We start from the raw sequence: 20,637 nt of genomic DNA, 5'->3' as shown, positions 1-20,637 counted from the left end.
ATGAAAAAACTATTAAGCTACAAATACTGTTCTTTATACCGTTTTTGGCCGCTTTGCCACCGCCGCTATGGGAAACATCACGCTCAATCTGGTTGCGATCGGGGTGTTTGTGGTCACCTTGTCTAGCCTGTTTGGCCCCTTGATTGCCCTCCCGGCGGAAGTGCCAGCCCTGTTCACCGCTGGCTTTTTGGGATTGGCGGCGGTCGATCGCTTTGGGTGGCAAGGTCGGGGCGGCACGTTGCTGGTGGACTGGTTTGCCAACCGATCGACGGCCCACCGCGATCGCATTTTGCACCACGAGGCGGGCCATTTTTTGGTGGCCCACTTGTTGGAAATTCCCGTTTCTGGCTATGCCCTCAATGCTTGGGAAGCGTTCCAACAGGGCTATCCCGGTTCCGGTGGGGTGCAATTTGCCGATCAGGAACTGGCCCAATGGCTCGATCGCGGTGAAGTGCCGGCCCGCATTCTCAGCCACTACGCCACCGTTTGGATGGCGGGCATTGCTGCTGAACAGTTGGTTTATGGCAACGCGGAAGGCGGCAGTGATGATCGCCAAAAACTCCTGAGCCTTTGGGCCCAACTCAGCACCCAGGGCCAAGGCAACCGCCCCAATGCCACCGCCCAAATGAATTTGTCGATTTTGCGAGCCAAGACGCTGCTGCAACAAAATGAGCGGGCCTATGGTGCTTTGGTGGCCCAACTGCGCGATCGGGGTTCGATCGACCAATGCAAGGCTGCGATCGACCAACACAAAGTCTCCCCGATCGATCAACCCTCCCAAGCGGCCTAGGTTGGCTGAATCGCGTGAGTTGCGAAGCGGGATTAGTCTGGGCCGATCGGGAAGGCCCGCAATCGGGGGCTGGTGATTTTGAGATGCACCCGATCGCCCGGTTCCAGCTTGCACCGCCAGTCTGTGACCACTTGCAACCGCTCACCGCTGGGCAATTGCACCAGGTAAACATATTCCCGTCCTAGGAATTGGCGCTCCAGCAATTGGCCGTGGCCTTGGGGATCGGCTTCCAGGGTCACATCCGTTTGGCGAATCGCCAGCTCCACCCGATCGCCCGGGGGATCGTTGCCCAGTTGTTCCGGCAAAATTAGCCCCAATTCCGTTTGCCAACCTTGGGCCGATCGGGTAGCGATCAGGAAGTTCGTTTCTGCCACAAACCCGGCCACAAACCGGGAATCAGGCTCCCAATAGAGACCTTCAGGGCTGTCGATTTGCTCGATTTGACCCCGACGCATCACGGCCACCCGATCGGCGATCGCCATGGCCTCTTCCCGATCATGGGTGACAAAAACGGCGGCGGCCCCGGCTCGTTTCAAAATGGCTCGCACTTCCTGGCGCAACCGTTGGCGCACCCGGGCATCCAAATTACTCAGCGGCTCATCCAACAGAATCAAGGACGGTTGCGGGGCGATCGATCGAGCCAGGGCCACCCGTTGCTGTTGGCCGCCCGACAGTTCGTGGGGATAGCGTTTTTCCAGGCCTTCTAATCCCACCAGGGCGATCGCCTCGGCCACCCGATCGTGTAATGCCTGGGGAGCCTGTTTCCGCAATCGATCTAGCCCAAAGCCGACATTTTGGGCCACGGTCAGGTGGGGAAACAGGGCGTAATCCTGAAAGACCATGCCCAGTTGGCGGCGCTCCGGCGGAACCCAACCGCCCGGCCCCGCCACGGGCCGCCCTGACAGCACGATCGCCCCCTCATTCGGCATTTCCAACCCGGCAATGAGTCGCAGCAAGGTGGTTTTGCCGCAGCCGGAGGGGCCCAACAATGCCAGAAGTTCGCCCTGCATCAGGGTCAGCGTTACCCGATCGACCGCAGCCGGCCCGGTTTGATAGCGACGGGTTACGCAGTCTAAATGCAAAATGGCCAAATCCAAACGGGCGGCAGCGTCGGTCATGGTCGGGCAATCCACAAGGCAAAGGGCAAGGTCAGCCACAGGTCATCCTATGACGTTCGCTTGCTTCTTGCCAATCACTTGCAAGTATCAGCGCAAAAATGGAACCTGTGGATCCGATGCAGATCTCGTGTAGATCTATCCCCATGAGATCTACACGAGATCTCGCGGATGCCGTGAACTTTAGGGGCGATCGAGTGGATCCAGCTCCTCCAAAATTCGGAACCGCACATGGTTGAGCGCCAAATCACCCACCTTCAGATCCGACAATTCCGCCAAGGGTTGCCCGCCCAACTGGATTCCTTGGAATCGAGATCCCTTGGCAATTTCCACATGGTTCCAAGGCAGGGCCATGAAATAGCGAGTGGGATAGGGGCCGCCCTCTTGGATGTCGTCGGGGTTGGACTCCATGGGCACCCAGCCGAACCCGGGAATGAAGAACTCTAGCCAAACGTGGTTGTAGTCGGGATAGAGCGCCACTTGGGTGCGATCGGCCGGTTGTGGGCACTTGTAACGACCTACGGTGCGGGTGGCGATGCCATTCAGCCGAGACAGGGCCAGCAACACGCCCACATATTCACCGCAACAGCCATAACCGCGATCGAGCACCGCATCGGGCGGTTCAATGCTGCGACGAATCCGATAACCCAGGCGATCGTACACATAGTTCCGAATGGCCAACATTTGCCGCAGCAAGTTGGTTTCGGTGCCGATCGCCTCGCGGGCCGCCGCCCGCACCGAAGGCTGATCCATCGCCAAATTGTCGTTATCAACTAAATATTTTTCGGTGTAGTCTGCGGGCAATTGGCAGTCCGCCAGGGAGGGCAACCGTTCCACATCCGGCGGCGTGAGTTGGTAGCGAATGCCCCGCACATCGATGATCGCTTTCCAACCAAACAGCCGCCCTTCACCCCGCTCGATCGAGCCAAATTTGAAGACCGCCACCTGCTGACCGTCAGGCAACAGTTCAATTTCAAAGGGCATCCCCACGGGTTCGACGCTTTGCACCGTTTGCCGATCGGTGTTGGCCGGCAAGGAGATGCGCCACTCCAAATCCTTCAGCAGACTGAAATCTACCCCTTCCAAGGGTGACAGTTCTTCCACATAGAACATCTCAATCCGGTAGCCGTTGGAGAGGGCATAGCCCCGATCGGGATAAAAGCCATAGTCCAGGGGGCCGATCGTCACCCGATCGCGGAACGCCACTTGCAGGGGTTCCGGATCGTTGGGGTTGTCGCGGATGTAGGGTTCTTCGCCCGAGTAGGCCACCCAAAGGGTTCCCGCTTGATCAAAAGCCAAAGCCGTGGGCGATTCGTAGGGAGTCAGGACGCTGAAATTCACCAGCCCCGTCGCCCGATCGAGACAATAAACCGTTTGCTCCAGGCGATCGCACACCCAAAGTTCTTCGCCCCTTGCCACCAAATTTTCTACCCCAATCCCGGGGGCATAGAACCGGGTAATTTCACGTCCTGTGTTCAAATCCAGCACATAGATACAGCCCGATCGCTGGGAGGACACGTATAGGGTCGATCGATAAATCGCCACCCCTTCCACCCACTCGGGCAGGGTGTACATGGGTTTGGGTTCCCACTGGCCCCAATTGCAGGCGAGCACTTCCCGATCGCGCGTGAACCAGACCGAGGGCACATCAGCTCCGGCCAAAGGCGGCCCAATGGCCAGCCCGATCGCATCCAGAAAATCCCCAACCTGATAAACATTCAGAACTTCAGTGCAGTCGGTTGCCAAGTCCACCAGCAGCAGATGGCCCCGGGCCGCATCCAAGGCCAGCACCTGATCCTGATGAATCGCCAGGCCGCGCAAGGCATAGGTCGCCAAGGGACGACAAAGGCGATGGAGGCGATCGGGCGGGGCCGGGGAGTCGGTGGCCTCGGCGTTGGAGCGATCGGTGTCATGGGGCGATCGAAATGGCGACTGACGAGATTTCGCAAACACGGTTTTTAGGGGGCAGCCTCAACGGCGGCGGCGCGATTAATTTGTACGATAACCCGTTCTCGGAGACTGTATCAATTGCGCCGGATTGGAAACCTTCCAATACTGACAGCTAGGCTTGGGGTTTGCCATCGATCACTCCCAAAAACGCTCCAGAATCTTCAGCAGACTTTTTAGAAAACCTTCAGAATCAATCGCGATCAATTGCTCCCCGATGTTTACCATTGCGTGGCTTATGTCATACCTTTGCTGACCTTTTGGGGGGCGCGAATCTTGAGCTTTGACCCAGAGCCTGTGTTGGCATTTAACTGGAAAGTTTCGCCTAAGAATTTTGCTGAAAAATCTTGGGGTCAATGGAAATTTTGTATCAAAAAGATCAAAAAACTAAAAATTAGCCAGCAAAAACCAGTTCCCACGACTTTTTAAAAAATGCGTTAGACTAACCGCCAGCGCCATTGTGATCGATCGCTCAAATGCTCTTGAGGTATAGATCATGGGACTTTCTCAAACAATCCAAGTGAAGCGGCTCGACTCCATGAAGTCGGGAATGGCAGAGTTTTACACGCCCCAATCCTGCCATGAAACAATGTTGGTGCAAGTGCCAGCCATGGCGCGGGATGATTTATTTGTGCATCGGTTTCAGACCGATCAATTGTTGGTGGTGCGGGGCAGTTTTGTGATGGTGGTGTTGCAAAATCGTCGCTATCAATACATTCCTTTGAGCGATCGTGTGCCGGTGGTTTTAACCATTCCGCCCGGTGTGCCCCATGGTGCTTTGAACTTCAGCCAAGATCCCTGTTTGGTGGTGAATGCTGTGGTGCGTCACGGAGCAGCCCATCGCCTTGACTACCGACCCATGAAACCACCCTTTCCCTACGATTTGGCAGTGGCGGAACAGTCCTTGGCGGCGCTGTTGAATTGTGTGGAAGCGGCGGCTTAATCGCCCGCTTGAATCGCTCGCTTGAATCACCCGCTCGAATCGCCCGATTGATCGGTTGTTGGCTCGATCGCTTCATCAGGACTGACGCAACAGATAGATCACTTAGGTCGCTTAGATCGCCTAGATCGCTGATTTCAACGGGGTTCAGCTTCCAATTCCTGAAGCCGGGCTGCAATTCGTTCTCCAAAATCGGGATCGTTGTTCGCCAAGCTCAGGAGTTGCACATATTCCTGGGGCTTCAAACCCGCCTGCTCGATCGCCTCGAAAGCCTCCAGCTCAATTTCCTGCTCCAAGCGGCTGGCTTCCGGTTCGGTTTCCGCTTGGCGCAGCTCTCCTTCCCGCCGCTCCAACAGGGCCAGCACTTGCAAATAGGCCCGCACGAATTGGGTCACCTTTTCGGCCGGCACGGCGCTGGCATCCGGTGAAATCGGGGCGGCTGGCCCGGGCGCGGCCAGCGGGATCGGTTCCGTGGCGGCCCAGGCGGGGATCAAGGCGCTGCCCCAAAGCCCGCTGATTAAGCAACCAATCAACGCGATCAACCCGATCGAGCGGAACAGTTTGCCCACCGATCGCCCGGCTTGGCGGAGGCGATCGCCCCAAGGAAGGCGCGAAAACTGGCTCGATCGATTGGCCATGGGTCTGTCTGCGGTTGTGCTGATGGGCTGGAGCTGCTGATTGGTTCTAGCTGATGAAGTTGGGCCGTTTATTTGAGCCGATCGATGGCGCTGAAATTGCGGTTGATCGCCCTATCGATCGACCGGATGTTGGCCATAGTGCGGCAATACCGTAGACCAATGGGGCCGAACGTCCTTTGCCCAATCCTGTTGGGCCAGTTGCAAGAGGGCGATCGCGTCTTGGCCCAAATCTGCCTCCGCCGTCACGATCACACAGGGAGCCGGTTGCTGGGCGATCGTGGTTTCCCACTGTTCCGGAGCCAAGACCCGATCGCTCAAATGGGTCACCAAGCCCGCCGCCGTAACCTCATAAATGCCCCCATGCCATTCTCCTCGTCGGGCCGGCATTTGCACCGCCAGCCATTCACCCGGTTGGGCCCGTTGGCGCTGTCGCCAGGCCGCCGCCGCCAGGGTGGAATAGCCAAACAGCGGGAGATCCAACTGTTGCGCAAGGGTGCGGGCCGCCACCACGCCAATGCGGGTGCTGGTGAAGCCGCCGGGGCCGATCGCCACCGCCAAAAGCTGCACCGCCGACCAAGGCAGGGGATACACAAACTCCGACAGTCGATCGTGAAAATCGCTGGATAGTTTTGTGCCCAGTTCCCAAACCCGCCCCACCATGTCACGGGGCGAGTCTCCCTTAGCCAATCCCAACTGGGCGCTGGCGGTGTGGATGGCGATGCCCCAACGGTTCCCCTCAGTCATGCGGCAATCTTGTGCTCTTGAAATGCTGATGAAATGCTGATGTTGAAATGTTGAAAGACTGATGAAGTTCTAATCTTGCCAGCTTCCGGCAAAGATGCTGCCTGCGGCCCGCGCGATCCGCTCCAAGTCTTCATCCAACAGCGGCGGCCAGTTCACCCCCTGTCGATCGCCCTGTTCATAGGCCTCGCGACTTTCTACCGCAATCCGATAGAGCGGCCCGGCCAGTTCCCGGCTGAGGCTGGGGGTTCCTTCCAAAGCGTTGTAGACCATTTTCAGGGCCAACAGAATGGAGGTAACTTGTCCGGGAATTGGGGGTTTGCCTGCCTTCAGCCGATTCAAAAATGCATCGGCATTTTCAGAACTCGCGTTGCCTTGGCCAATCAAAAAGCCGCGGGCGGTTTCGTAATCCATAGACAGGGTTGGGTTGAATCAGTTGAATCAACAGATAGCGTTCATGCCAACAGGGCCAGCGGTTAATTAACCCAAGGCAACGAGAAATGGGCCGGGGCGATCGAGCAAGGGTAAACCAGCCGATAGAATGGTTGCACCTCAAGATATTACTGAAAACAGCCCCCATCGATCGTGCTAGACCTGAAGCTACTGCGTGCGAATCCTGATGATGTCCAAGCACGCCTGAACCACCGTGGCCAATACGACATTGCTCCGATTTTGGAACTCGATCGGGCAGTGCGTGACTTGGAACAGCGGCGCAATGATCTCCAGGCCCGCAGCAACGAAATTGGCAAACTGGTGGGCCAAAAGATGAAGCAAGGGGCCGATCCCCAGGGGGCAGCAGTGGCGGCCCTGAAGGAAGAAGGCAACCAACTGAAGGCCCAATTGGCAGAGCTGGAACCCCAGGAACGGGACTTGAAAGCGCAAATTGAAAGCGCCCTGATGACCATTCCCAACTTGCCCGACCCCACCACCCCGATCGGGAAGGATGAGGACGACAACGTGGAAATTCGGCGGTGGGGCGAGGCACTGATCCCCACGCGATCGGACATTTTGCCCCACTACGAAATTGGCGAAAAGTTGGGTTGGTTGAACTTTGAACGGGCCACCCGCATTGCCCAAAGCCGATTTGTGGCGTTGATTGGTGAAGGGGCCGCCCTGGAGCGAGCGTTGATTAGCTTCATGCTCGATCGCCACATTGCCGCCGGTTATCAGGAAGTGTTGCCCCCCATCCTGATTAACTCCGCCTCGTTAACCGCCTCGGGCCAGTTGCCCAAGTTTGCGGAGGAAAGTTTCAAGTGCGATCGCGATGATCTGTGGCTCGCGCCCACCGCTGAAGTGCCGGTCACCAGCCTTTACCGCGATGAAATCTTGACCGATGATCAGTTGCCGATTTACCACTGCGCCTACACGCCCTGTTTTCGGCGCGAAGCCGGCAGCTATGGGCGCGACACTCGCGGACTCATTCGGTTGCACCAGTTCAACAAAGTGGAGCTGTTTAAGTTTGTGTCGCCGGAAACCTCGGAGGCAGAACACCAACAATTGCTCCAGGATGCAGAGGGCGTGTTGCAGGCCCTGAAGCTGCCCTATCGGGTGTTGCAACTTTGCACGGGAGACATGGGTTTCTCGGCCCAAAAGTGCTACGACTTGGAAGTTTGGCTGCCCTCCCAAAACAAATATCGAGAAATTTCCAGTTGCTCGAACTGTGGCGATTTCCAAGCCCGTCGGGGGAATTTGCGGTTTAAGGAGGCGGGCAAAAAGGGAACCCAATTCCTGCACACCCTCAATGGTTCCGGGCTGGCTGTGGGCCGAACGATGGCGGCAATTTTGGAAAATTACCAACAACCGGATGGGTCGATCGCCGTGCCGGAAGCCCTGCAACCCTACCTGGGCGGCAAAACGGTGCTGGGAGCGGCAACCCGTTAACCGCTCAACACAGCACCACCGCAGCGCCACCGCAGCGCCACCGCAGCAATGGCGGAGAGGCCATCACAGTACAATCAGGAAACCGATCAAACCGGAATCTTGGTTAGCGGCTATTGACCGTTGATTAACCCTGATTCAGCATTGGGTTCATCAAAATTGGGTTCGTCAACTATGGCAGGCGATCGAACGGCACAGTCTGGCTCTCTTGATCCCAAAATGACCTACTACGACCTTTTGGGGCTGCATCCCTCGGCGGATGTGATTGAAATTCGGCGGCAATATCGCGAACTGAGCAAGGCTTATCACCCGGACACAACCGAGTTGCCGCTCCCGATCGCCACGGTCAAATTTCAAGAGTTGAACCAGGCCTATGCGGTGTTGAGCAATCCCGATCGCCGGGAGCAATATGACCTCTCGATCGGCTATTCCCGCTGGACGGTGGTGCAGCCCTGGCAAAATTTGCAGCCCCCCAGTTCCTTCGAGTCTTCCAATTTGTACTTGGATCCGACCGATCGCCCCCTGTCCGGTGGGGAACTGTTTGCCCTGTTTACGCTGGGCCTGTCCTTTGTGGGCTGTTTGGCGTTGGTGTTGGTGGTGGGAATTTTGCGGGGAGAAATTTCCCTCACCCAAATTGCTGGATTGTAGGTTTGGTCAAGTTCCCAACACCAACCCAGCCCGGGGACTTGCTACGATGATCGGCACGGTGTCTCCCGGCGGCCCGATTTGACTGAATGAATCGATCGCCCATCGAGCTGGTGGCGGCCCGAGCTGGGTTGTGAGGGGTGGGTTTTCTGCCCGATCGACCCGCAGCCACGGCCAACCCCAGCCCCCGATCGCTGGTTTATTCAGCGGAGATCCGATTGCTGATTTCAGACTTCCCTATGGATAGTGACGGTAGTAGTCGTCCGCTCGAACCGCTTTTGCATTCTGCCTTCCCCCTCCGTTCTCCATCCAATCGCACCCTAAAATCGCCCCAAAATTCAGCCTCAGCCTCTGTCCTAAACTCAGCCTCAAAATCTAACGATCCTCCGTCCCCCGTTCTGTTGTCGCGTCCGGCGATGTTGACGGAACCCCCTTCGGCGGTTTGGGCCCGCTGTTTGGGAACGACGATCGCCCTGTTAACCCTGACCTTGCCTTGGATGGCGGTGGTTTATTCCAATTGGGATGCGATGCCCTCCACTGCCCTGCCAACACCAGCGGTCTTCCGTGCGGAACAGCCGATGCCTTAATCGCTCAAGCGAGCTTTGGGCCCTGGATAGATTCGCAAACTGGATAGATTTGCAAAATAGATTCGCAAACTGGACAGGTTCGCAAACTGGACAGATTCGCAGTGCTCAGGATCCTGAGTGTCGATCGTTCTGAGCGACCAATTCCGCCGCCCGATCGCCGGTTGCTACCCCTGGGGTCGCGCTCCATGCAATTATTGGAGGGCCAAAAGGGGCGCTCCGATCGCGCCCGGTGTCTGTCAGGATCGATGCCCAACCCTCGATTGCCTGAGGGTTAAGAAGCTGGGCCCCAATCCAGCCATTGCAGGGAGTCAATGATGATGGACGATCGGGCGCGATCGACTGGAGTTTGCTCTGGCGCAAGCAAGTATTCAAGCAAGCTTTTAGGATCGAGACCATGGATCTGTCGCGCATTCCTGCCCAACCGAAGCCCGGAATTGTGAACGTGCTGGTGGAAATTCCCGGTGGCAGCAAGAACAAATACGAGTTCGATAAGGATATGCAAGCCTTCGCCCTCGATCGGGTGTTGTATGCCTCGGTGCGCTATCCGTTTGACTATGGCTTTATTCCCAACACCTTGGCGGATGATGGCGATCCCCTCGATGGGATGGTGATTATGGATGAGCCGACCTTCCCCGGTTGCGTGATTGCCGCACGCCCGATCGGCTTCTTGGAAATGGTGGATGGGGGCGATCGGGACGAAAAGATCCTTTGTGTTCCCGCTGCGGATCCCCGCTATGCCGGTGTGAACTCCCTGAAGGACATTCACCCCCACCGCTTGGAAGAAATTGCTGAATTCTTCCGCACCTACAAGAACCTGGAAAAGAAGGTGACGGAAATTCTCGGTTGGCAAGAGGCGGACAAGGTGGCGGCGCTGGTTGACAAGTGCGTGGCTGCTTACCAGTAATTGCGCAGTTAACCTGGCCTAATTCAAGTTGGCTGAATTCAGGTTGGCTGAATCCAAGTTGACTGAATTCAGGTTGGCTAAATTCAGGTTGACTTACAGCCCTTACCCCGATTACTAAGCACAGTTGCCCGTAGGGTGGGCATTGCCCACCAAACCGTTGCTTCATGGCATCTGTAATATGGCGTGCCAATAATTCTAGGTAAAGGCTGTAACTGCTTAAGTTGACTGAATTCAAGTTGGCTTGATTTGGCTCAACTCGTGTGGCTCAACTTTGACTGGACGAGTTGCTCAACAGCTCAACAGTTGTTGTGGACTAGTTGCCGTTCAACGGGCGATCGGGGTGATGGAAACGAACGGATGGGCGATCGGGCGGTTGAAATCCTGGGCGAGTCTTTGGACGTTTAGCCTTTTGGGTGCGATCGCCCTGTGGGGTTGCGGGTCGGCGGGCCCTCAGTTTCAAGGGGGATCCTTGCCGCCGGTCGCTGAATTCAACAACTCAGCCGGTTCCGCCGAAAGTCGTCCTTCCCCGATCGCCCAACCGGGCCCCGTGCGGGCATTTTTTAATCACAATCCTGCTAGCCAATATCGCGATCCCTACCGGGGCATTGAGCGATCGGGCGATGACCTCGAAGGGCGAATGGTGCAGTTGGTCGCAAGTGCCCGATCGACCGTGGTGGTGGCCGTGCAGGAATTGCGCTTGCCTCGGTTGGCCCAAGCACTGGTCGATCGCCACCGGGCCGGCCTGCAAGTCCGGGTAATTTTGGAAAACAGCGCCAGCCGTCCCTGGAGCAGCTACAGCCCGGAGGAGTTGGCGCAACTGAGCGATCGGGAGCGATCGCGCATTGAAGATTATTTCCGGCTGGGCGATCGCAACGGCGATGGAACCGTCAGCGAGGCGGAGGTGCTGGCAACCGATGCCATGGTGATGTTGGCCCAGGCCGGCGTGCCCACCCTCGACGACACCGCCGATGGGTCTAAGGGATCGGGCCTGATGCACCACAAGTTCATCGTGGTGGACGGCAATCGATCGATCATCACCTCCGCAAACTTCACCCTCAGCGATGTCCATGGCGACATGGGCCGGCCCGCCAGTCGTGGCAATCCCAATAATCTGTTGGAAATTGACAGCCCCGTGGTAGCCGGTTGGCTGTTGGAGGAATTTGGGCTGATGTGGGGAGATGGGCCGGGCGGCCAGCCCGACAGCCGCTTTGGCACAAACAAGCCCCTGCGCCCCCTGCGATCGACCCAAGTGGGTGATGCCACCATTGGCATTCAGTTTTCACCCATGAAAACCGCCGTTCCCTTTGCTGAACGCACCAACGGAGTGATTGCGGCCACCGTGGGCCCAGCCACCCGATCGATCGATGTGGCCCTGTTTGTCTTTTCTGAGCAGGCGATCGCGGATGCCATGGAAACCGCCCACCGCCAAGGAGCCAAAGTGCGTGTGTTGGTGGATCCCAGCTTTTTGGCGCGGGACTATAGCGAAGCGCTGGATCTGTTGGGGGTGACCCTGCGCCGCAGAACCTGTGAACTGGAACCCAATCAGCGGCCTTGGAACCCGCCGATCACCACCGTTGGTTCCCCGGAGTTGCCCATGGGTGACCTGCTGCACCACAAATTTGGCTTGGTGGATGGGCAAACGGTGGTGACCGGTTCTCACAACTGGTCGGCGGCGGCCGATCGCCTCAATGATGAAACCCTGTTGGTGGTCAAGCACCCGATCGTGGCGACCCTGTTTCAGCGGGAGTTCGATCGCCTCTGGAGCAACGCCACCACTGGCCTCACCCCGAAGCTGAAAGAGCGCCTCGCAGCCGATCGGGCCCGCTGTGGTTCCTAGGGGTTGCCTCAACCCATTCAGTAAATTCAGCCTATTCAGCAAGTTCAGCGCATCCCGAGCTTATTCAGCGCTTGACCCAGCCCGTTGCGGTTCTTGCGGCTTCCTCCATGCCCCGATCGTGACCCATCAAAAACCCGATCGAAAACAATCACGAATTGCGTTTTAGGCGGATTGGGCCAATTCCGCGTGAACTTCAGAAATGGGGAAGACAATCAGATCTACCAGATCTACCAGCAGCCCCAAGCCTGAGGCTATGCTCAAGGCACGATTTCTTCCCGGTTTAGTTGATTTCTGATGGCCCCACCCATGAATGCCGTCCCCACTGCATCGATTATTATTCCCGCCTATAACGGGGCAAAAACCATTGCTGAAACGATCGAATCCGTCCTGAATCAGACTTTGCGGGACATCGAAGTGATCGTTGTAAACGATGGTTCCACCGACAACACCTCCGACGTGGTGCGGCAATTCACAGACCCCCGCCTGAAGCTGATTGAACAGGAAAATGCTGGTGTGGCCGCTGCCCGCAATCATGGAGCCATGGTGTCCCGAGGGCGATATCTAACCTTTATTGATGCGGATGACTTGTGGACATCGGACAAGGTAGAAGATCAGGTTAATGCCCTTGAAGCCAACCCAGAAGCCGGAGCCGTTTACAGTTGGATTGATTGGGTTGATGAGGAGGGAAATTATATTCGTGACGGGGGTTTTATTGACACGGAATATAACACCTACTTACAGATTTTATTGATTGACATTGTGCAGTCGGGATCAAACACGATGATCCGACGCGATGCCTATTTTGAACTGGGAGGCTACGAAGGATCGCTGCACCCGGCCGAGGATTGGGATTTTTGGTTGCGCTTGGCGGAATCCTATGAGTTTATTTGTGTGCCGAAATTACAGGTACACTATCGCCAGGTCAGGGGTTCTGCCTCCACCAATGCGATCAAGATGGAGCAGGTGAGCTTGGCGATCATTAACCGAGAGTGCCAACGCCTCAGTCAAAATCCAGCCGATCGCAAGCGTTTTGGCAAGCTGGTGCAAATGACCCTGAATAATCGCTATAAATTTCTGCTTTATAAGGCGATGGATGGGGGAATTCACCGCAACCGCGCTTTTTTGGCCCTGCGCTATTTGGCCTATTGGATTTGGCGCGATAATTGGGAATTTGTGCGGGAAAACCGTGATTGCACAATCAAGATTTTGACCAAGATTTTGGTCTTTATCTTTTTGCCTAATCGGTTGGCTTGGAAGTTTGTTTATCGCTACCGATCGCACCTGGAAATCGAAAAGGCAGTGCTCTGGACAATTAAGGTCAAACTGCCCGAGTTCTATGAAAAATTGCCGCCGGAAGATGTGCCAATTCGAGTCAGCCAAAAGCGCTTGGCCCGATCGCGATCGACCGCCATGGACTCTTCTCGACGGTAGGGAGAAGGGGGCATGGTGCGGATGATGTTGTCTAAGTCCGCCAGCACTTCCAGAGCGCTTTGGTAGCGATCGGCAACGGCCGGTTGCAAGAGTCGATCGAGCACCAAGCCCAACCCTTCACTCACCGAGTCAGACACCGGCAAGTGCTTCCGTTGGGACGCATCTAGCGAATCTCCATTGCCCGACAGCTCATCTCGCCATTGGGCCAACTGTTCTCGCCAAGGCCACTGGCCCGTCAGGGGGTTGTATAGCTCCTCCGGTTCCACACCGGTCAGCAGAAACACGCAGATCGCTCCCACGCTGTAGAGATCGCTGGCGGGATAGGCCTGGCCGCCGCGCAATTGCTCATCGGGGGCATAGCCAGCCGTACCGATTTTCGTGCCGGGGCGGCTTTGGGTGTTGGCTTCCAGCACTTTGGCCACGCCGAAATCGATCGGGACAATTCGCTGATCCCGCTGACGACGAATCAGGTTCAAGGGCTTTAGATCTCGGTGAATCGTGCTGCGATCGTGCACAAATTGCAACACGGGCAGCAAATCCCGCAGGAAAGCCAGCAGCTTGGCTTCGCTGAACGGGCCCGATCGTTGCAATTCCCGATCAATGGTTTCCCCGGCGATATATTCCTGCACCAGGTAGAGGTAGCCCCCTTCTTCAAAAAATCCCAACAGGGCGGGAATTTGGGGATTGTCGCCCAAATCTCGCAGCCGCAGGGCCTCGCGGGTGAACAGCTCAATCGCCTTGTCGCGGCCAGCGGGGGTCTTGGCACTGGGCAAAAATTGCTTAATGGCGCAAGGGGTATCCAACCGATCGCGATCGATGCCCAGGTAGGTACGTGCAAATCCGCCACGGCCCAGGGGGCGAATGGCGCGGTAGTGTCCCCGCAACAGCAAGGGAGCACCGCAATTGAGGCAAAAATTCCCCTGATCGGGATTGTGCGGGCGATCGCACTGGGGGTTTAGGCAAAAACTCACAGTCAGGGATTCAAGCGAGGAGAGATACGAAAATGATTGATTTGATCAAACCCGATGATTTTGGTGCTTGTCATGATTCTTAACCATAACGTTCAGAAAATCCCGCTAATCTAACGATCGAGTCACCCAGCGATCGAGACAGGATTTTGCTTTGGCCGTCTTTCGCCGTGGTTAAGTGCTGCCCTGTGTCGGCAACCGTCGCAACCTAACTGTTTTCAACCTAACTGTTTTAGGGGCCCGCGTTCGGTAGGGGGTGTGGATTTCTCCCCCGCTGCCTTTGCCCAGGAACCGCACAAAATTGGCAAACTGGTATTCGCAGACTTCTCAACTTCTTTAACATGAGCGTCAATTTAGCAACCAAACTACGCGAAGGCACGAAAAAATCACACAGCATGGCAGAGAATGTCGGCTTCGTGAAGTGCTTTCTGAAAGGCGTAGTCGAAAAAAGCTCCTATCGCAAACTGGTGGGCAACCTCTACTTTGTCTACACGGCAATGGAAGAGGAAATGACGAAGCACAAAGATCACCCGGTTGTTGCGCCGATCAACTTCCAAGAGTTGTATCGCAAGAGCAGCCTGGAGCGCGATTTGGCTTACTATTACGGCTCCAATTGGCGTGAAGAAGTGAAGCCTTCGACCGCCGCCCAAGACTACATTGCTCGGGTGCGGGAAGTGTCGGCCACGGCTCCCGAACTGTTGGTGGCCCATTCCTACACGCGCTATTTGGGTGATTTGTCCGGTGGGCAAATTCTCAAGAACATTGCCGTGAATGCCATGAACTTGACCGATGGCCAGGGAACGGCTTTCTATGAGTTTGAAACCATCTCTGATGAGAAGGCTTTCAAGAACCAATATCGGGCAGCACTGAACGAATTGCCGATCGATGAAGCCACGGCCGATCGCATTGTGGATGAAGCCAATGATGCGTTTGGCAAGAACATGAAAATGTTCATGGAATTGGAAGGCAATTTGATCAAGGCGATCGGGCAAATGTTGTTTAACACCCTGACCCGCCGCCGCAGCCGGGGCAGCACGGAAGAGCTGGCCACCGCTGAATAGGCTAAGTCAATTGGCTTGATTGGGTAACGGACACTGGGGACAATTTATTACAATTTCCTCAGGAAACCAGCATCCAGATTCAGGGGGCGATCGGGCGATCGTCCCCTGAATTGTTTGAGCGCTTGGCGTGGTGAAGAATGCGCAGACCAGTGGCTATTCCAGCACCTTGGGTTCGCTGGTTTTGTAATTACCAGCATCTTGCCTTCAAGGGGCCTGAAATTGCCTTAAAACAATTGCCTCAAAACGGCCTGAGTTTGGGCTGCGGTTTTGGCCCAACTGAACTGACTGGCGCGATCGAGGCTGCGTTGGTGTAGCTCCTGCCAAAGTCGGTCATCGGTGGCCACCTGCACCATCGCATCGGCAATGGCGCGGGGCTGCTCCGGGTCAATCAACAACGCCGCATCGCCCGTCACCTCCGGCAACGAAGCCAGATTGGAGGTGATCACGGGCGTACCGCAGGCCATGGCTTCCAGGGCCGGAATCCCAAAACCTTCCCAGCGGGTGGGAAAAACCAACGCGATCGCCTGGTTCAGCAACACCGGTAATTGCTCGATCGGCACATACCCTAAAAAGCGCACCCGATCGCCCAAACCCAATTCCGCAATTTGGGCCGCCAAGGCCGGTTGATAGCGCGGGTTCATGGGCCCAGCAATCCAAAATTGCCAATCATTGGCCGGAGCCGCCCGCAAAAATTGGGCAAAGGCCGCGATCGCCCCCGGTAAATTTTTGTAAGGATCATTGCGCCCCACATAGAAAAAATAGGGGCGGCGCGGCAGGTTTAAAAATCGATAGCGATCGGCGTTGTGGGCTAACGGAGTGACAGTAATTTTCTGGGCAGGAATTTGGAAAAAACGGCCCAAATCATCGGCCGTAGCCTGGGAATTACAGAGCAAATGGGTGGCCTGTTCAGCAACACGGCGCACATAATATTTGCTGTAAAGATGCAGGCGCGATCGGGGCGGAAAAAACCGCAGCGGAATCAAATCATGCACCATCACCAGGGTGCGCAGGGCCCGAGTGCCAAACTGAATTGGGGCCTCGGGAACCGGACAAAACAGCAGCTCAACACCCGATCGACGGCACAGTTGCGGCAAGCGAAATTGCGTCCAAAACAGTCGCCGTAGATGACCCTTTGCGCCTAAATCTGAGGTCATGTTGGCGGGCACAAGCTGGTTACGAAACCCCGCCATTTCCCAGGGGCTAAATAGCAAAGGATCCCGCGATCGCAAATAAGGCAACAGTTCGATCGCGTAGGTTGCCAAGCCCGTTGGTTCGGGAATCGCAAAGCTCAAATTAATCGCAAGGGTCATGATGCAAAAACGGGCAAGCGGAAAAATTGCCCCCCAGGTTCATGGGGGCCAGAAACCAAAAGCACGCCCCAGAATCGGAGCGTGCTTTTGGTTATACAGTAGTTTGCGGAATTAAAAGAGTGATCGCTAAAAAAAGGCGCGATCGGGCATTCAAGAAAGGAATTGAAAAAGCAATTAAAAGGAAAGAAAAAACAAACAACTGAGTTTTGATTGCGCTTTAAAAACCACTCCGAAGAGCGTTTTTATTCAGATTGTTATGGTTTGTCGGTGGCGAATCACCAAGCCCCTTGATCAAGATGTCTTGACCAAAGCACCTTAGCCCAATTGCCGCGATAGCATTTTCTCGACGGTTTCTTGGGTTTCTCGCAGCAAGCGATCACGGTTTTCTTCCGCTTGGCCCGATGAAGGAACCAGGTTTCGCGCTTGCAAACTCATGTGCAATTGCAATTCGGCTACATAATCGCTGAAGCTTTCACGAACCGGTGCATCGCTTTTGTGGGTCAACATCGCTACTGCCAGAGAAGTAAAACGGCGTGATTCAAGCAGGTTGGCAAGCGGAGCCACTGTCTTCAAGATCTCACCAATTTCTAATTGATGCGGTCAACTAGTTGGATCATTAATTTACGAAATTCATGATCAATCGTTCACCAATCAATTGGTATTACCCATCAGTTTTAGGAAGCGCTCATGATTAATCTGCGATTAAATTGCGATTATCTTGAACTGATCTTCCGATGTTAATTTCAGCAAGCGAATTGACCGAAATTAAGGTTCCGAATGGGTGGGGAGATATTGATGGCGGTTGGCGCTTTGCTAACCGAGAAGAAAGTTATCACGGTGCGTTTCGGGCGGCCTCGTTCGTGCAAGAAACCTTAACTTTAGAGTTAACATTTCGTTGACAACGCTGCTCAAACGCCGCTGGCCAGGGGGCGAAAACTCCCGGCCGTAGCACAATAGCCGTAAACCACTACTCATCCCCGATCGACCAAGGTGGAGCCATCTCAAGACATCAGCCCCAACAACACCAGCCCTCATGACACCAACGGCGAAGTCATCAACCATGCAGAGACCAATCACACGGAGACCAACCACGCAGAGACCAACCCGGTGACCTCGGCGCTGGCCGCGACGGACGGGCCCAATTTGCCTCCTTGGTTGGAGCAAGCGGCGGCCCAGTTGCTGACCACCCTGGGGCCCCAGGCCGATTTGCTCGATCGCCAGCCAGAAACCCTGACCGCAGCCCTCCAATGGCTGGGGCAACAGGGGTGGTTAGCCCTAAAAGTGCCCATTGAGTGGGGCGGCAAAGGCCTGAATGAAGCGGAATATGGTTGGTTTCGGGAGCAACTGGCTCGCTGTTCCGGTGCTTTGGCCTTTTTGCAAGCCCAGCACCAAACCGCAGCGGCGCTGATTGCCTCCGGAGACAATGACGACCTCAAAACCCAATATTTACCGGCGATCGCGCGGGGCGATCGACAATTGGGCATCGCCTTTTCGCATCTGCGGCGGGTGGATGATCCTCCGATCGAGGGGCGTGCCGTGACCGGTGGCTGGGAAATTACGGGCACGGCTCCTTGGGTGACCGGGGTGGGGCACTTTCCCGAGGCGGTGTTGGCTGTGCCGACGGCGGCCGGGGTGCTGTTCGGCATTGTGCCGCTGACGGCGGTGGAATCGGGCGATCGCAACATTCAGCCGCAGCCGCCCATGGTGTTGGGAGCCATGAACGCCACCCACACAGCAGCAGTCACGTTCGATCGCTGGCTCATTCCCGAAGCGGCCGTGATCGGCCTCAAGCCGATCGACTGGATTCAGCAACTCGATCGCCGGAACGCCCTGCAAGGGGTCTACTTCGCCCTCGGTTGCACCCAAGCGGCCCTCGATCGGCTAACGGTGTTGTTCCAGGAAAAACGCCTGCTCACAATCGCCGTTGCCCACGACACCTTGCGCCGGGAGTTTGACCAATTGCGACAACAGGTCTATGGCCGCCCGATCGACAAACCCTATGCCCAAAAACTGCAACTGCGGGCCCAGGCGATCGCCCTAATGGGCCGAGCCACCCAAGTCGCCCTCGTGGCCCAAGGGGGGCGAGGCATTCTGGCCACCAACCCCGCCTATCGATTGCAGGGCGAGGCTAGCATTTTTGCGACCAGCGGCCAAACGCCCGATATTTTGGCGGCCACGCTGGGGGCGATCGTGGGTAAATCGCCAATGGCCATTGATTAACTGATTAACGGTTATGGATTAATGGGCATTAATTAATAGGCATTGATTAATCGCCCTTTCATCCATAATCAATCGCAATTCAATCGAATGACTGTGGATTAGAGTCATTTTCAGGAGCACTATGGCGCGATCGGGCTACACCTTACCGGTATTTGCGGCAGCGGCGGCCCGGGGGGCCCTGTTGCGGTTGCAAGGCGATCGCCCGGCGGTGGTCACCCTGGATCTGTTGGACGGACAAACCGCAGAAATCGCGCTGGAGTCGATCGCCCCGTTGGATGAGCGCACCGCCTTGGCCATCACCCGCAGCGATCCGGGCGATAACCTGGATCTGACCAGAAATACTCCCGTTTGGGCTTGGGTGCAATTGATCGATCGCGTCGATCGCGAAGGCCCGCCGCTCCGGCTGGAAGGAGGCGAGGGAATTGGGCAAACGGCTGAGGGGCCGGCGATCTATCGCTTTGCCCGATCGCTCCTGGAACATAACCTGTTGCCCCTGGTTCCGCCCGATCGCGTGGCGGTGGTGCGATTGATTTTGCCAGAGGGTCGCGACTTGGCCAAACGCACGTCTAACGAGGCTTTTGGGGTTTTGCAGGGGCTGTCACTCCTGGGAACCAGTGGCATTTCCCAGCCCCACACGGCGACGGATCAACTGGACGCATCGCGCGATCGACTGGCAGCGGTTCTGGCCCACGATCGCCATCTGATTTTCTGCATTGGCAGCAACGGACAGCAGGTGGCCGATCGCCTCGGACTGTCCGCCGCCGCCCTTGTGCCCGTGGGGAACTGGATTGGGGCCATGTTGGTGGAAGCGGCCTTGCGGGGAGCAGAATCGGTGTTGCTGCTGGGATATCACGGCAAATTGCTGAAGCTAGCTGGGGGCATTTTCAACACCTCCAGCCACATTGCTGACGGCAAATTGGAAATTTTGGCAGCGGCGGCCCTGCGATCGGGGGGAGATGCCACCTTGGGGCGATCGATCCTGGCCAAAAGCACGGTGGCCGAAGCGGTGCAAGATTTGCAACGGTTGGGCTGGAGCCAGCGCGTTTTGGGACAACTGGCCGCCGCCATTAGTGAGCGATCGGCCGCCTATGCCCAAAAATACGCCGATCGCCCTTTGGCCGTGGCCGTGGCCCTGTTCGATCGGGCGGGCAACATTCTGGCCACGGGCGGCCCTTGCGATCGCTGGTCAATTCCAACGGCTGATTAGTTAATTGGTTGATTAGCTGATTAACCGCCTGCTAAGGGGTAGCTTCAAACCAATGGCAACCCGCACAGGGGCCACTGGGATTTACGGCACAACGCAACTGGGGCGATCGGGCATTGAACCGACAGCTCAAATTGCCAATGACGTAGCCCGCGCCCGGAATGTGGGTCAGTTCCGGAGGCTGAGGCCCCGGGAAGGACGGCCGGGGCGACCGGGTCGTCAGGCGGGCCCGGGTAACCGTGGTTTGCACCAGGGCTTCATAGCGGCGAACGGCCCGCAGGGACAGCAACGGTGGCAGCAGGGCGATCGAGAACAGGATCAATAGCGCCAAAGCAGTAACCATCGATAACGAAGCAAGGAGTGGCACATCATCCGATCGATAGCACGCTTTTGGGAACTTGTCCGGTGGTTGATTCCTGGC

The 20,637-nt window shown here is 56.4% G+C and carries 20 protein-coding genes; 11 read left to right on the top strand and 9 right to left on the bottom strand.

Annotated elements, in window-relative coordinates:
- Positions 1-67: 67 nt before the first annotated feature.
- Positions 68-790 (top strand): ATP-dependent Zn protease, encoded by a 723-nt coding sequence (locus H6G53_RS13695; RefSeq protein WP_099533090.1) that lies wholly within the window; start codon positions 68-70, stop codon positions 788-790.
- Positions 791-822: 32 nt separating this feature from the next.
- Here H6G53_RS13695 and H6G53_RS13690 read toward each other — a convergent pair whose 3' ends face one another.
- Together H6G53_RS13690 and H6G53_RS13685 are read right to left on the bottom strand one after the other, a co-directional pair.
- Complete coding sequence (locus H6G53_RS13690) at positions 823-1,908, bottom strand: ABC transporter ATP-binding protein (RefSeq protein WP_190354490.1); 1,086 nt, start codon at positions 1,906-1,908, stop codon at positions 823-825.
- 180 nt (positions 1,909-2,088) lie between these two features.
- Positions 2,089-3,741 (bottom strand): transglutaminase domain-containing protein, encoded by a 1,653-nt coding sequence (locus H6G53_RS13685; RefSeq protein ID WP_199291470.1) that lies wholly within the window; start codon positions 3,739-3,741, stop codon positions 2,089-2,091.
- A gap of 607 nt (positions 3,742-4,348) precedes the next feature.
- Between H6G53_RS13685 and H6G53_RS13680 the strand changes: the two genes are divergently transcribed.
- Positions 4,349-4,795: a dTDP-4-dehydrorhamnose 3,5-epimerase gene (locus H6G53_RS13680; protein WP_099533087.1), complete on the top strand. Its 447-nt coding sequence runs from the start codon at positions 4,349-4,351 to the stop codon at positions 4,793-4,795.
- 134 nt (positions 4,796-4,929) lie between these two features.
- Here H6G53_RS13680 and H6G53_RS13675 read toward each other — a convergent pair whose 3' ends face one another.
- From H6G53_RS13675 to H6G53_RS13665, 3 genes are all read right to left on the bottom strand, one after another.
- Positions 4,930-5,430, bottom strand: a complete 501-nt coding sequence (locus H6G53_RS13675; protein WP_190533800.1) for a DUF4168 domain-containing protein — start codon at positions 5,428-5,430, stop codon at positions 4,930-4,932.
- 111 nt (positions 5,431-5,541) lie between these two features.
- Positions 5,542-6,174: a tRNA (adenosine(37)-N6)-threonylcarbamoyltransferase complex dimerization subunit type 1 TsaB gene (tsaB, locus tag H6G53_RS13670; protein ID WP_099533085.1), complete on the bottom strand. Its 633-nt coding sequence runs from the start codon at positions 6,172-6,174 to the stop codon at positions 5,542-5,544.
- Positions 6,175-6,243: 69 nt separating this feature from the next.
- Positions 6,244-6,585 (bottom strand): Dethiobiotin synthetase, encoded by a 342-nt coding sequence (locus tag H6G53_RS13665; RefSeq protein ID WP_190529179.1) that lies wholly within the window; start codon positions 6,583-6,585, stop codon positions 6,244-6,246.
- Between the two features lie 171 nt (positions 6,586-6,756).
- Here H6G53_RS13665 and serS point away from each other — a divergent pair, with 171 nt between their 5' ends.
- From serS to H6G53_RS13635, 6 genes are all read left to right on the top strand, one after another.
- Positions 6,757-8,052 (top strand): serine--tRNA ligase, encoded by a 1,296-nt coding sequence (gene serS / locus H6G53_RS13660; RefSeq protein WP_190533797.1) that lies wholly within the window; start codon positions 6,757-6,759, stop codon positions 8,050-8,052.
- Between the two features lie 216 nt (positions 8,053-8,268).
- A complete protein-coding gene (locus tag H6G53_RS13655) occupies positions 8,269-8,697 on the top strand; it encodes a J domain-containing protein (protein ID WP_242026394.1) in 429 nt (142 codons plus the stop codon).
- Positions 8,698-9,110: 413 nt separating this feature from the next.
- Entirely contained in the window at positions 9,111-9,281 is a 171-nt protein-coding gene (locus H6G53_RS13650; protein WP_158234415.1) for a hypothetical protein, read from the top strand.
- Positions 9,282-9,675: 394 nt separating this feature from the next.
- Entirely contained in the window at positions 9,676-10,185 is a 510-nt protein-coding gene (locus H6G53_RS13645; RefSeq protein ID WP_099533103.1) for an inorganic diphosphatase, read from the top strand.
- Between the two features lie 271 nt (positions 10,186-10,456).
- Entirely contained in the window at positions 10,457-12,022 is a 1,566-nt protein-coding gene (locus H6G53_RS13640; protein ID WP_190533794.1) for a phospholipase D-like domain-containing protein, read from the top strand.
- A gap of 306 nt (positions 12,023-12,328) precedes the next feature.
- Positions 12,329-13,453, top strand: coding sequence for a glycosyltransferase family A protein (locus H6G53_RS13635; RefSeq protein WP_190533792.1), 1,125 nt, complete (start codon positions 12,329-12,331; stop codon positions 13,451-13,453).
- Here H6G53_RS13635 and H6G53_RS13630 read toward each other — a convergent pair.
- Complete coding sequence (locus H6G53_RS13630) at positions 13,357-14,424, bottom strand: serine/threonine-protein kinase (RefSeq protein WP_158234413.1); 1,068 nt, start codon at positions 14,422-14,424, stop codon at positions 13,357-13,359. The genes H6G53_RS13635 and H6G53_RS13630 overlap by 97 nt on opposite strands.
- Positions 14,425-14,762: 338 nt before the next feature.
- On the opposite strand from H6G53_RS13630, the gene H6G53_RS13625 reads away from it, so the two are divergent.
- A complete protein-coding gene (locus H6G53_RS13625; protein WP_099533078.1) occupies positions 14,763-15,482 on the top strand; it encodes a heme oxygenase (biliverdin-producing) in 720 nt (239 codons plus the stop codon).
- Positions 15,483-15,706: 224 nt separating this feature from the next.
- Here H6G53_RS13625 and H6G53_RS13620 read toward each other — a convergent pair whose 3' ends face one another.
- Both H6G53_RS13620 and H6G53_RS13615 read right to left on the bottom strand, forming a co-directional pair.
- Positions 15,707-16,792 carry a glycosyltransferase family 1 protein gene (locus H6G53_RS13620; RefSeq protein ID WP_190529173.1) on the bottom strand — a complete coding sequence of 362 codons (1,086 nt, stop codon included), beginning with the start codon at positions 16,790-16,792 and terminating at the stop codon, positions 15,707-15,709.
- A gap of 315 nt (positions 16,793-17,107) precedes the next feature.
- Positions 17,108-17,299, bottom strand: coding sequence for a hypothetical protein (locus tag H6G53_RS13615; protein WP_099533076.1), 192 nt, complete (start codon positions 17,297-17,299; stop codon positions 17,108-17,110).
- Positions 17,300-17,782: 483 nt separating this feature from the next.
- Here H6G53_RS13615 and H6G53_RS13610 point away from each other — a divergent pair, with 483 nt between their 5' ends.
- The gene (locus tag H6G53_RS13610) at positions 17,783-19,012 is read left to right on the top strand and encodes an acyl-CoA dehydrogenase family protein (RefSeq protein WP_190533789.1); all 1,230 of its coding nucleotides are present in this window, start codon (positions 17,783-17,785) and stop codon (positions 19,010-19,012) included.
- Positions 19,013-19,133: 121 nt separating this feature from the next.
- Complete coding sequence (gene cbiD / locus H6G53_RS13605; protein WP_190533786.1) at positions 19,134-20,219, top strand: cobalt-precorrin-5B (C(1))-methyltransferase CbiD; 1,086 nt, start codon at positions 19,134-19,136, stop codon at positions 20,217-20,219.
- Positions 20,220-20,250: 31 nt separating this feature from the next.
- Here cbiD and H6G53_RS13600 read toward each other — a convergent pair whose 3' ends face one another.
- Complete coding sequence (locus H6G53_RS13600; RefSeq protein WP_190529168.1) at positions 20,251-20,559, bottom strand: DUF6464 family protein; 309 nt, start codon at positions 20,557-20,559, stop codon at positions 20,251-20,253.
- Positions 20,560-20,637 lie beyond the last annotated feature (78 nt).

The sequence above is a fragment of the Limnothrix sp. FACHB-406 genome, from assembly GCF_014698235.1.
GTDB lineage: Bacteria > Cyanobacteriota > Cyanobacteriia > CACIAM-69d > CACIAM-69d > CACIAM-69d.
Note: the sequence above shows the minus strand (reverse complement) of the source record. Positions and strands in the feature narration are given on the sequence as shown.